The organism is Pantoea sp. MBLJ3, assembly GCF_000816655.1.
GTDB lineage: Bacteria > Pseudomonadota > Gammaproteobacteria > Enterobacterales > Enterobacteriaceae > Pantoea > Pantoea eucalypti.
Map to the genome: position 1 here is coordinate 408,857 of NZ_JSUT01000029.1, position 12,207 is coordinate 421,063.

Below are 12,207 nucleotides of genomic sequence, written 5' to 3' on the forward strand. Positions count from 1 at the left end.
TCCTCAGCTGGATAGCCTTTTTAGGTTTGTAAACATCTGATCAAAGTATCCCTCTGGCCAATCTTCAATGCTACCATCATCTGAGAGAACAATATCAGTAACAAATGAAGAACCTTCTTTTGTCTTTTCAAAAAACTTCAATAACACATTTTTTTTATCTATTTTATTTTCTTTAACAGCGATTCGTATACCATCTATGAAATGGTCACTGTGGGTTTCAATTATAATTTGGACCCCTGCAGCTGCGGCTTTAGCAACAAGTTCACCAATTGCTGTTTGTCCGCGCGGATGTAAATGGGCTTCTGGATTCTCAATAATTAATAATGGTGCTTGCTCACCATGAGAAGTAATCCAATCATCTGCGAATTCATTTGTCAATTTATCCTTTACTGCAGTTGATGATAATACCAATAATGACATTACTATAGGCAGGGCGTAACTTATACCAAAACCTGTATTAGTACTTCTATAAGTATCTATCTCAACATGTGACATGTCATGCTTATCAACTTTAGAAAAGAGTAACTTTACACCTGGTGAAATCTCGCTCATCCATGAATTAAGTTGAATTTCTAATGTGGTACTACTGCTGCTAGAATGTAACATATCAGCATTAATAGATATATCACTAAATAAAGTGAAGTAATCAACCAAGTATTCACCCATACTTCCCACGGTTATTTTCTTTTCTCCATGATCCATAACAGGTAAAGAAGTAGATGGCCCTAATCTAGCAGCACATATATAGTCAAATTTAATGTCTAAGGATTTATCAATCACTTCATAACTTTCTTTGCCTATACTAAGCGCATGTTGTGCATCATCGGTAAAAACTTCGATTCGTATATCTTGGCTACGCAAGGCATTTTTTGATTTTAATTCTTCATAATCACCAAAACCTTTAAGGAAAGGAGTTTTGTTATCAACAGCTGATAAAAGCATCCTAATCGCCTGAATGAAAGTGCTTTTACCGCTTCCGTTGAGTCCCGATAGCACTGTTAACTGCCCTAAAGAAATCTTTGCATCTGTAAATGATTTTAATGCAGTAATCTGCAATGCTTTTATATTTTTCATAAAATATACCCCTGAATTAAATTAGTAATCTCTGAATATCTATAAGTACTACCCCAACTACTAGCACCGCGCCTACTTATAGCTTCACTAAAGTCCGCATCATATAAAATCTCTTCATAAGACTCTAAAAAGTGATTTTTTTCTTCAAGAATTAAATCAAAATCATCTTCATCAATCTCTGATAATGCGTTAATCCAAACTTCAAATAATGATTTATTGATCGCGGCTTTTTTATTCTGTGATGGCATTGATTTCCTAAATGAATGCATCCCAAATATCTGATAGGATCTTTCAAGCCCCACCTCAAAATCATCAATTAATTTTGACAATGTCAGCTCTGAACATTCGTTTAATTTCATCATGGTATTAGACAAGAAGTCATCTATGTCACCACTATATTTTTTACGCGGGAATAGATTAAAAGCTATAAATCTTAATATCAGTTCCCGCCCTGCCATACGGTTATCTTTCACCGAATTACCAGTAACCTTAATATATTTATTATTGGCCACCATGGTTTTTAAAAGTTTAGTGGAGCGTCCTTGATATAATGCATTTCTAATTTCCTGTTCTGACAGGCGCATACCACCAGTGTTAATCCTTCTAAAAATATTTCTTTTCACATTTTCAGGAGTACCAGGCTCAATTATTGTAAACGAAAGCTCAGTTTCCATTATATTGTTTACAACGCGTGCACTTTTAGGATTTTTTTCTAATTGAAAATATGTTGATTTATCTAAGCTTTCGCTAAGGAATTCTAAGTATTGTAATTTAAATCCCTTACCATCCTCATCTTCACCTAGAACAAAATCTCGGATTGTTGATAGCCTCTGCAGACCATCAACAACCTCCCAAACACCTGCATTATCTTCTGCTACATAAAACATTGGTAACGGAATTCTCAAAATCATTGATTCAATCAACTGACTTTTTCTTTTATGATCCCAGACTTCCTCTCTCTGAAAATCAGGCGAAAGTACAATGGTTTTCGTTTTTATGCGTCGTAAAACAGTATCTAAAGAAATTACTTTTGTTTTAATTGAAATTGAATCAGGATCGAATGGATTATCGACAGAATACTCTTCAGATTCCGGCTCAGTTTCAACTCCTGAAGGTAACCCTTCCATTGCTAAATCTTCAGATGGTTTTGTAATGGTCATATTTACTCCTCATGATTTATTTAGTATTATACCTAGCATGGTTGAATGTTAAAACCTTTAACCTCAGATTTTTCTTTTTTTTCAACTATTCCTATAAAAATCTTTTAGTCAGGCCAAGTGCGTTGAACCAACTCTCATAGCAGTTTCGTGATCCCCTTCACACGCAACTTTAGCCGCTTAGTGGAAATCAACTCTAAGTACTTATAAGTTTTTTTTCCTAGCTACGACTGTATTTTTTTTGATTCTTTATTATCGATGAAAGTCGTAATTTATTAAAAACCCACTATAGTATATTTAAATCAAACTAACCAAATATGTATCTTAGTATTTTTAAAGTATAAATTAATATCTTTTCAACCTAGGCGATGCATAATAACCACACTCACGCTGGACACCATCAAGTAATAGATTGACTATTCAAACAAGCTACAGCATATATGCACCCATGCAACCTAACAAGGAGAAAGTTATATTACGCAATTTATACGCTAAGAATTTAACTAGAAGTGGCACCTCTGATTATTTCCAATTTCACGCTTTCCCTAATAATAATAAGTAAGTAGGAAAAAAATCAAAATCGACTACTGCCTTATGTAATTCATATATGGTGTTCTAACGTATTTCTTCGATGGCATAAATCATTTAGTTCATACCAATTTTTTAGGTTTTTAAAGCCTAATAAATGATAACCGAAAAGTGTGTATGACTTTTTTAGTCACTGATGGATGATTAGATATTTTATTTTAATGTACTTGCTATCGTGATAATACAACATCAGTATTTAAACAATACGTCCTAAATGAAAGGATGTCCTTTAAGTATTGTAGACATAATATCTAAAACATAATGATGTCATATCTGGCATCGCGTTAAGTTTTCGACGGAAATTTCCCTTAACTCTCCTTGGGTGTACATACAACCCCATATTTAGCCCCTTAGCTTCAACCCACTTAATTTTGGATTGTAGTAAACAATACATAATCATAGTCATTTTTTACCTTTCGCATAAGTTTACCAGATACCTTTGTATCTTAAGAGTTCCTTAATCCTTGATGCAATTACCATTGATTAAAGCCTTGATCTGCACGGCACATGCCTGCGCCTTTTCCACGCTCTCGGACACTACCACTTTTTTTCAATCTGAGAAATAGTTGCAGGGAAGCTCTCGCCGACCTCCATCATATCAGTCAAGTTACTCAACTCAGAACAGAATTTTGAACGTAGATCTTATTCTGTTAGGCATCTGGCTATAGAGACTTGTGAAAATCTATTCATGGTTTTTTTCCTGCCATAGGAGAGCCTGTGTTGAAATGTACAATCCAAATCGCGCGCTGTAGCACATGATGAGACCATGAACCGCATTTTCATCCGGCAGGCCTGCAGCGCGATAATCACCGTCCCTGCACCAGCTGATGAACTGTCCTAGTGGTGGCAAACATTCAACCACCGATAAGTTGTTAATTGATTGGATGCAACTGCTTAACGTTGCTCCTGTAGCTCTACCAATTGAAATTGACCCAGATGCCATGATCCATTTTCAGCCGGTCCATGATTTTTACACCAAGCACCTCGCTGGCCTGCAAATGATTCGGGTTTGACAGAATCCCCACAGGACACAATGCAGATAACCGGCGGTCGATGAACGAGTCTATTTTTTACCCCCTAAATTCTTCTGGAATCGCATAACCAACATTCCCCACCATCGTACAGACTCGTCGTTCTCCGGTGCGTTTTATGGCGGACTTTATACGCCTTTTTTCAGGAAACCGCGCCAGTTTCAGCTTCCACTGCGCATGCATGTCCAAAGGAATTGAGCTAGTTCGCTTCGTGATAAAAACGGACATTGTTAAAATCAGTCGTTACTTACCAATGTGGCTGCGCAGGAAAATTGAGGATAATAAAAAAAGCCGCCAGTGATTCTCCCTAGCGGCTTAAGCATGAGCAACTTGCCGATTTACACCAGACGAAGCGAGGCTCTGGATAATGAGGCTACACTATTGCCGCCACTGACTGCCGCCACCCCATAAAGCAGACTACTCAGTTCATCAATTGGCACGTTAAGCTCATCACCCAGCTGTTTAAGATGAACGCCGTTACCCGCCAGAGCTGCCATCATTTTTTCAATAATGAGCGACTTTTCACGCTCAATTCCTCCAGGTTCACCGGTTCGGTATCCCTTTGCGGTTGCATCGCGCATCAGGCTGTTATACTGCCACTCCGTCAGCATGTTCAGATTGCGCATTCTGACAATCAGAGCCATTGCCGAGACTTTCCAGAGCGATTTCAGCTGAACGATTTTGTCGAACGTAGGAAACGCCATTTTAACGGCCATCACGTTTTCCAGAGGCATCAGAAATGCTGACGCAAAAGCATCTGCTTCACGCTCAGCATCCTGTCCTTTGACATCACCGTGACGGTGAAGCACCAAGTGGCCTAACTCATGTGCCGCATCGAAGCGGCTGCGCTCACCTGATTTACGCGTATTGAGAAAAATGTAAGGGACATCATCTTTCCAGAATGAAAATGCATCGATACTTGCCGTTTCCTCTGAGAGCCAGAACACCTTAACGCCATGTTTCTCTAAAAGATGAACAACGTTAGTTATACTCTTCTTACCAATCCCCCAAGCTTCGCGCACCGCCAGTGCGGCGACCTCAGATTCACTTCCACGGAGATTCGGCAGTTCAGGCTGCGGCAGCGTGAAGCGGGTGCTGAAATACTCGCTCAGCATAACCCCCAACGCACCAGCTCCAATTGCCGCATGCTGGTCAGCGGCTTTTGTCGAGCGCAAAGAACGGAATGAAACTGTCAGTGGATCGATAGCTTCAACGTCATCTCCAAAGAAAAAGGACTCTGGATATTTCAGGGCGCTAGCGTACAACTGGACCGTTTCTGGGGTGGGTTCATACAGGCAATAGTCCTTTTCGTACTCAATTACAATACGGCTGGATAGCCCCATTTTCTCTGCCAATTCTTTCAGGGTCAGCTTCCGTCTGATCCGCGCCAGCTTAAGCCGGGACGGATTAAAAAGACGTTTGCCGTCATCGACAGTTTTACTCATTTGCTTTCAACGGAAATTGATATGTCATCATCGAAATCCTCATCAGGGAAAATATCCGTGCCTTCAAACGGCAGAGGACTCAAAATAATACGCTCACTCCAGGCGCTTACGCGGGCAAATCCGTCCTGATTAACCATTCCTACCGGGTAGGACACTTCGCAGCGGAATTCGTGGCTGCAACTGACGCCAGGCATCAACATCGGTGCCTGGCGGCTTCGTAACGTCACCAGCTGGGAGCAGATTAAAGGCAGGCCAGGGCACTGGCAGGTCATGACGACTTATCTGGAGCGCGGTATTAATGACATGCACAGCCGCCTGACGCTGGGAGAACGCTATACCCCCTCTGAAATTTTTGACAGCGTGCCATTCCGCGGCGTCATGCTCGCCTCAGACGATCGGATGGTGCCTTCCAGTCAGTATATGTTCGCGCCGGTGATACGCGGCGTGGCCAGAACGCAGGCTCGCGTAGAAGTGAAGCAGAACGGTTACACAATCTATAACCAGGTTGTCGCCCCGGGCCCCTTCGCACTGACCGATTTCAATCCCACCGGCGCAGGCGGTGATTTTAAGGTAACGGTGTGGGAAGCCGATGGTGCCTCACAGGTTTTCACCGTGCCTTTTCAGACCCCGGCAATCGCCGTTAAAGAAGGTTATCTGCGCTACAACATTATGGCCGGACAGTATCGCCCATCTGACAGGAGAGTGAACAGCGCGCCGGTCATGGAAGCCACTGCCATGTACGGCCTCTCCTATGGATTCACCCTGTATGGAGGTATTCAGGCAGCCCGGCATTACCAGTCATCTACAGCGGGTGCCGGGCTGAGCATGGGTAACTGGGGGGCACTGTCTACTGATGTAACCCTAAGTCGCGGGCAGCTCGCTGGTCAGGGCACGGTAAACGGACAGTCATGGCGCATGCGTTATAGCAAAGAAATAGCCGTAACCAATACCACCCTCTCGCTGATGAATTCCCGGTTCAGCCAGCCGGATTACTTCACACTGGCTGAAACACTGGACAGTTGGAGGGGTGACGGAATCGCAGCAGACATGCGCAGAAAAAGGAGGAAAAGCCGTACCGGTCTCTCCATCAGCCAGGGACTGGGTAAATGGGGTTACCTGAACGCCGGTGCATATCAGGATACATACTGGAACAGCAGCCTGCGCGAAAGCAGTTTAAACGCGGGATACTCTATTCCGTACAGGGATATGACGCTGTCATTAAACTGGTCTGCCAGTCAGAGTGCCCGGCACCATCCAAGGGAACAGATGGTCAGCTTCTGGCTCAGTATCCCGCTGAAAAAATGGACGGGTGGCAACACGCGCGCCTCGTACAGATACACGCATTCAGCGTCTCGCCAGGCCAGTCACTCGGCAGGTTTAAACGGTAATGCGTTTGATCAACGTTTCAGCTGGAATGTTGATCAGCGGTATAACACAGGGCACGAAGATAGCCGGAATAATGGCGATGTGTCTCTGGGGTGGACCGGAACCTACGGCCACATATCAGGTGATTACAGCTATGATCGTAACTATCAGCAGCGCTCACTTGGCTTTGATGGCGGCCTTATTGCTCACCGTCAGGGTATAACATTCACCCAGGAACTTGGCGAAACCAATGCACTCATTGAGGCGAAAGGTGCTTCAGGCGTGAAAGTGTGGGGTTCTGCGGGTATCTGTACTGATTACCGGGGGTATACAGCTCAGCCATACCTCAGCCCTTATCGTGAGAATAATCTCTCATTAGATCCGACAACGCTTCCGCCTGAGGCGGAGATCGCAATTACTGACAGGAAGGTTGTACCTACAGCAGGGGCTGTCATTCCGGTTAAATTCAAAACTAATACAGGCGCGAAGGCGATCATAAAGTTAATAAGAGAAGATGGTTCAAATATACCCTTTGGCGCAATTGTGCATGTCAGTTCACCGGATGGCACAGAGGGTATCGTCGATAATAACGGAACGGTTTTCTTAACAGGGCTAGCCCGCGAAGGGAAACTGATTGTTAAATGGAAAGGCAAGACGAAAAATTGCAGCTATAAATCAGGAAAAGAACTGTCTGTAGCCGGCATTTATTCTGCAACTGCAAGTTGTGAATGACAGGGATCCATCATGTCATATCGGAAAACTATTTATTTGGTTCTGCCCGTACTGAGCACTGCGTTAACTCCTGTCTTAGCACGAGCTGGAAATTTACATCTGGCTATTATCCCGGAAGTTAACCTGTCAGCAGGTAAAATTGCTGACAATACGCCATTAGCCCGGATCCACATTTCGGGCATAAGCAAGAAATGTAACCTGAGCATATGGGACGAAATGGCAGCCAACGAAACCATTCCGGGCCAGTACACATTGATGGATAAAGTAACAGGCAAGAAAGCGATTGAAGTTAAACTGACCGGGGAAAACTGGCAGCCAGATACTGCCAGAGGAAAAGGGGTATTAAAACGCATTCCCGGCTGGAACGCCGATCTTGATTTAGTAACTAACGGATCACAGTATATTAGTCCTAAAACAATTTCAATACAGCTAACTGCGCGGTGCAATGCCACACATCTCGGCCATGAGGAGGATTATCAGGCGCATAATTAAAAAGTTATAACCCGATATCAACACGCTAAGTAAAACTATGAATTCAGTTTACTATAACCATCTCAAACAGGAAAAACATGAAAAACATACGCAATATAATCCTTATTATTGTCGCAACGCTGTCAACTACAGCCATGGCAGATAATCCTAAACAAATTGGTGAAACCCTGACTCAAACCGCAGATATAGTTTTCAGTGAAAATATAAAACTAAGTTTTCAGCTGATCTCGAAGCAAGGTTTAATAGCAGGAAAAACAATGAGTCAGACAAACATTGCATCCTTTAAAATCACAGCAACACCCGCTACCCGTCTGGGCCTGCGCTTTACGCCTAATACGGGGGAGACGGTAAATGCATCGCAGTTCAGACTGATTGGGAAAAATGACCCCAAACATAAAATATATGTCTACTACCCTCCCTTAGATATGATTTACCTGGAAAAAGGCAACTGGCTTGTAACAAAGGATAAAAAGGCAACTTTGAGCGGAGATATAAAAACGCATTCTGACCAAGATATTCCTGCTGACACTTATATATTGAGCATGGATGCCTCAGCATTCATTTCTTAATGTTATCTCATCCGGTACCATCATGACATGAATGGTATCGGATGAGGCATATGAACTGATATGACTGACTCAGCCAGATTTGATTTCTCCGATGAGTGTCTCACCCTGATTATGAATATTGCCTACTCTGACTGTTAAGGAATGCCAGCTGAAGTCCTACTCTCGCAGTGCTGCATCGTGAGTAATCTCCTGCGCACGTTTTGGCTTTTATTTTTGCAATTAGCCCGTTTTCGTCATGTACAAACCGGCGTTGAAGAGGATACAACATAGCTTACAGATCGAGAACGTGCCCCTTCTGCAATTTTTGGGGACCACGAAAGCACCCTGATGGGAAGTTTTCCTGTGACAAGTGTGGGCTTGAATGGAAACCAGAGCAGGATAAACGTGACAAAGATAAACAATAAAACCTCGCCTCTGCGGGGTTTTTTTATTGCCTGAACTCTGGATTCAGGTTCCGGATCGCTATAGCAAGCCATCCATGGTGCTGGCAGCTGGCAGGCCAATCAATGGGTATGGATGATCGGATATATTCGAGCGAAAAATCATGAAAAAGGTTAAGAAAGTAATGAAGCGAAGCTCAAAAATTGATATCCCAACGCTCTTACAGATGCCCTATCTGAATCTGGATGAAGCGGCGCTGCTGCTGCGCGTCGCTCCTCAGACTATACGCAAATGGGTATCAGTAAACGGGCGCACAAAGCGCCCTCATAATCCCGCATTTCCGGTACCGGTTCGCCGAAGCCGTCTGACGTTTCGCACCTGCGACATCCTGCGCTATCACGAGGATAGCGCCAGCACTGAAACTTTCTCCTCCCAGTTAACCCACGCTGTAACACGCTCCCACCATAACGAGTAGGCACGCCGCTGTTCCTCGATATAGCCATAACGGTCGTACACCTGCCAGACACCAGGCAATTTATGTCCCAGCATTATTTCAGCAACGTGCGGTTCAGTCAGATCGGAAAAATTGGTGCGGGCCGTTCGGCGCAGATCATGTAATGTCCAGTGTTCCATTTCAATGCCTAAATGGCGGCGTGATGACTGTCTGATCCTGGGTGGAATATCGATCAGGGACGAACGGGCCTGGGGAGCGTCACGTTTAATGTTTGCCATCGCAAAGCGGCTACGCGGTGACTGGTCGAATAGTTCCTTCAGCATTTCCTCTGCTTCCGGAATGATTGGCCTTACCAGCGCCCTGCGCGTGCGTCTGCCCGTTTTATGATGCGTTGGCGGAACTGACCATAGTTTTTTTTCAAAATCGAAATGAGCCTTTTCAGCATTTGAGAGCTCCCCCACCCGGCAACCAAACAGCAGGCACAACTTAACCAGTAACTGAAACTTAGGTGCCAGCCTGCTGGCCACCATTGCACGGAAAATTGTCACGATTTCGTCACAGGATAGAACACGTTCGCGCGGTGTCAGCGTAATCCCTAAATCTGCCAGACGCAGATCGCTTAGCGGCTTGGTTTTTGTCAGCCGCCTGCGCATCGCCCAGTTATGGGCCTGTTTGGCATTGGTTAACAGCCTAATGGTGATAGAGGGTTTTTTACGTGCCAGTGGTTCCAGAACGTTTAGCCACATGTGGATAGGTGCATCCTCGTGGGGAACACTTCCTAAATGGGGGAAAACATGTATTTCGAATGAACGCAAAACGTCATGATGTTCAGGCTTATTTTCAGCACCGTATTTTTCCAGCCATGTCCTGATCACGCCTTCAACAGTCAGTGCGGAAAAAGCATCATCACGTGCCTTGCGCTTCACTATGCGAGGATTACGGTTTTGTTCGAGCTCGCCACGCAGCCTGATGGCCTCGTCACGCGCCTCTTTTAAACTGGTCGCCGGGTATGTACCGATATCAACGCGTTCTCCTTTCCCGTTCCAGCGGTAACGGTACTGAAATGTGATTTTACCCTTGCAGGATATGCGGGCAGAAAGCCCGTCACGATCAGTCTTAACCTGCACTTTTTCGTATTCTTTGCCCAGCATTGAACGCAGGGCAGCATCTGAAAGCGCCATGATTTTTGTTGTAAAGTGGGGAATTATGTACATCAGTATGTACACGAAAAGGAAGAAAGAAAAGGGAAAAAAGATGAATACTGAGGAACAGTATAAACAATATGCGACCGTTTTTTTTTGCATTTTCCCTGCTGTGGCGGGGATTTACGGACATAGTCAGGAATGAACGGGAACTGTCAGGAACACCTACTGGCATATCTCAGGAATATGACCATGAAAAACGTAAAAGCACTCTCTATCGCCGCTATCGCTGCACTCTCAATGATCTCGTTTGGCAGCTTTGCTGAGACTGTTTCTGTGACCTCATCCACACTGGATGGCGCAGAATCTAAAATCGCTGCTCAGGCTCAGGAACAGGGCGCGCAGTACAAAATTACGGAAGCGAACACCAATAACCGTGTTCACATGACCGCAGAACTGTATAAATAACGGATGGTCGCAAACGGATTTGCCAGGAGAGGCTGCCCAACGGGCAGCCTTTTTTGTGCCCGATCAGGCAAGACGGGTGGCGGGTGAACTGCCGGTACGCCACCATAAAATCAGCGCGGCCAGCGCTATCGCTCCGAGTACCGCAAACGCCGTGCTATAGGAATAACGTGCGGCGATCATGCCGGTCATGGCAGGACTCAACGCAGCACCTACACCCTGCATCAGCATAATGACGCTCTGCCCGGCGTTAACATGCCCCGTGCCGCGCATCAACGTAACAATGTAGCCAGGCACCGCCACACCGAGAATTCCAGCCGCAATACCATCCAGCACCTGAACCGGAATAACAAAAATCGGCTCGGCAAAACCTGCCGCAATTACCGCGCGCAGCGGTAAAATCATCAGCGCAACCATAATGAAAAGACGATAACCCTGCGTTTCAACGCGCTTTGACACCCACAGCGCAACCGGGATCATTACCAGTTGTGAAATCACCACCGTTGCCGCCGCATACAGCCCCGGACTTACTGCCGCCTGGCCCCCAGCCGAAGCAACGCGCATGCTCAGCATTGGCAGCAACGCGGCATTGGCAAGATGAAACAGCAGTAACGTCACGCCAGCTATCATGAGCGCGGGTTTACGTATCAGCATCGATAAGTTGAGCGCAGGCTGTCGCTCTTCCTGTTTTTCATATCCACGCGCCACATCGTTATCGATTTCGTCACCGCGAATCGCCAGCGTTGCGAAGGCTGCGAAAACCGCCATCACGGTCATCAGAATAAAGACCGCCCCCATTCCCCAGTACCACGCTGAGAAACCCGCCAGCAGTGCAGCAATGGTATTACCGCCATGGTTAAAGGCTTCGTTGCGTCCCATCTGATGGTTAAAACCACGCTGACCGGTCAGACCCAGGGTAATTCCCGCAACGGTCGGGCCGATGAAGGCCGCCGCAATACCTGCCACGATTTGTGAGACCATCGCCGTCCATGTCTGATTGCTGTACCACAGCAGCAGCGTGGCAACGGTGATGACAAGGCAGCCCAGCAGCACAATCATTTTTTTATGGCGGGTTGCATCGGCAGCGATGCCCGCAGGGAGGGTGGCAAGTAATCCGGCTATTCCGCCACAGGTCATCACCAGACCAATTTCGTCTGGTCGCCAGTGTCGTTCCGTTAAAAATATCCCCAGAAAGGGCCCCAGACCATCGCGGACATCGGCCAGAAAAAAGCTCATTAAACAGAGCGCATAAAGTGAACGCTGAGACATGTAATTTCCCTGGAAAGTAAGTGTTAAAGACAGTTGCGCTTCG

At 45.4% G+C, this 12,207-nt stretch carries 10 protein-coding genes; 4 read left to right on the top strand and 6 right to left on the bottom strand.

All coding sequences use genetic code 11. The features are described from left to right. Positions 1-3 precede the first annotated feature (3 nt). The 4 genes from NP77_RS21110 to NP77_RS21120 all read right to left on the bottom strand — a co-directional run bounded on the left by NP77_RS21110 (position 4) and on the right by NP77_RS21120 (position 5,295). A complete protein-coding gene (locus NP77_RS21110; RefSeq protein ID WP_039661591.1) occupies positions 4-1,074 on the bottom strand; it encodes a DUF3696 domain-containing protein in 1,071 nt (356 codons plus the stop codon). Continuing rightward, complete coding sequence (locus tag NP77_RS21115; protein ID WP_039661593.1) at positions 1,071-2,234, bottom strand: DUF262 domain-containing protein; 1,164 nt, start codon at positions 2,232-2,234, stop codon at positions 1,071-1,073. Before NP77_RS21115 ends, NP77_RS21110 begins: the two co-directional genes overlap by 4 nt. 1,267 nt (positions 2,235-3,501) lie before the next feature. Continuing rightward, complete coding sequence (locus tag NP77_RS24090) at positions 3,502-3,762, bottom strand: replication protein P (protein WP_072040384.1); 261 nt, start codon at positions 3,760-3,762, stop codon at positions 3,502-3,504. Between the two features lie 426 nt (positions 3,763-4,188). Next, on the bottom strand, positions 4,189-5,295 hold the full coding sequence (locus NP77_RS21120) for an ImmA/IrrE family metallo-endopeptidase (RefSeq protein ID WP_039661595.1): 1,107 nt from the start codon (positions 5,293-5,295) through the stop codon (positions 4,189-4,191). A 180-nt stretch (positions 5,296-5,475) separates the two neighbouring features. On the opposite strand from NP77_RS21120, the gene NP77_RS21130 reads away from it, so the two are divergent. From NP77_RS21130 to NP77_RS21140, 3 genes are all read left to right on the top strand, one after another. Then, positions 5,476-7,392 carry a fimbria/pilus outer membrane usher protein gene (locus NP77_RS21130; protein WP_369700131.1) on the top strand — a complete coding sequence of 639 codons (1,917 nt, stop codon included), beginning with the start codon at positions 5,476-5,478 and terminating at the stop codon, positions 7,390-7,392. 12 nt (positions 7,393-7,404) lie between these two features. Continuing rightward, the gene (gene afaD / locus NP77_RS21135) at positions 7,405-7,884 is read left to right on the top strand and encodes an AfaD family invasin (protein WP_039661600.1); all 480 of its coding nucleotides are present in this window, start codon (positions 7,405-7,407) and stop codon (positions 7,882-7,884) included. A 77-nt stretch (positions 7,885-7,961) separates the two neighbouring features. Then, positions 7,962-8,453, top strand: a complete 492-nt coding sequence (locus tag NP77_RS21140; RefSeq protein ID WP_039661602.1) for a hypothetical protein — start codon at positions 7,962-7,964, stop codon at positions 8,451-8,453. Positions 8,454-9,230: 777 nt separating this feature from the next. On the opposite strand, the gene NP77_RS21145 is transcribed toward NP77_RS21140, so the two are convergent. Continuing rightward, positions 9,231-10,469, bottom strand: coding sequence for a site-specific integrase (locus NP77_RS21145; RefSeq protein ID WP_039661605.1), 1,239 nt, complete (start codon positions 10,467-10,469; stop codon positions 9,231-9,233). Between the two features lie 213 nt (positions 10,470-10,682). Between NP77_RS21145 and NP77_RS21150 the strand changes: the two genes are divergently transcribed. After that, the gene (locus NP77_RS21150) at positions 10,683-10,898 is read left to right on the top strand and encodes a YdgH/BhsA/McbA-like domain containing protein (RefSeq protein WP_003848189.1); all 216 of its coding nucleotides are present in this window, start codon (positions 10,683-10,685) and stop codon (positions 10,896-10,898) included. 63 nt (positions 10,899-10,961) lie between these two features. Here NP77_RS21150 and NP77_RS21155 read toward each other — a convergent pair whose 3' ends face one another. Beyond that, positions 10,962-12,164 carry an MFS transporter gene (locus tag NP77_RS21155; protein ID WP_003848188.1) on the bottom strand — a complete coding sequence of 401 codons (1,203 nt, stop codon included), beginning with the start codon at positions 12,162-12,164 and terminating at the stop codon, positions 10,962-10,964. Between the last annotated feature and the right edge of the window lie 43 nt (positions 12,165-12,207).

What these genes read in the sequence shown, in the direction of transcription:
- NP77_RS21110 (WP_039661591.1), bottom strand. Translation starts at nt 1,074, where the DNA reads ATGAAAAATATAAAAGCATTGCAGATTACTGCATTAAAATCATTTACA.
- NP77_RS21115 (WP_039661593.1), bottom strand. Translation starts at nt 2,234, where the DNA reads ATGACCATTACAAAACCATCTGAAGATTTAGCAATGGAAGGGTTACCT.
- NP77_RS24090 (WP_072040384.1), bottom strand. Translation starts at nt 3,762, where the DNA reads ATGGCATCTGGGTCAATTTCAATTGGTAGAGCTACAGGAGCAACGTTA.
- NP77_RS21120 (WP_039661595.1), bottom strand. Translation starts at nt 5,295, where the DNA reads ATGAGTAAAACTGTCGATGACGGCAAACGTCTTTTTAATCCGTCCCGG.
- afaD (WP_039661600.1), top strand. Translation starts at nt 7,405, where the DNA reads ATGTCATATCGGAAAACTATTTATTTGGTTCTGCCCGTACTGAGCACT.
- NP77_RS21140 (WP_039661602.1), top strand. Translation starts at nt 7,962, where the DNA reads ATGAAAAACATACGCAATATAATCCTTATTATTGTCGCAACGCTGTCA.
- NP77_RS21145 (WP_039661605.1), bottom strand. Translation starts at nt 10,469, where the DNA reads ATGGCGCTTTCAGATGCTGCCCTGCGTTCAATGCTGGGCAAAGAATAC.
- NP77_RS21150 (WP_003848189.1), top strand. Translation starts at nt 10,683, where the DNA reads ATGAAAAACGTAAAAGCACTCTCTATCGCCGCTATCGCTGCACTCTCA.
- NP77_RS21155 (WP_003848188.1), bottom strand. Translation starts at nt 12,164, where the DNA reads ATGTCTCAGCGTTCACTTTATGCGCTCTGTTTAATGAGCTTTTTTCTG.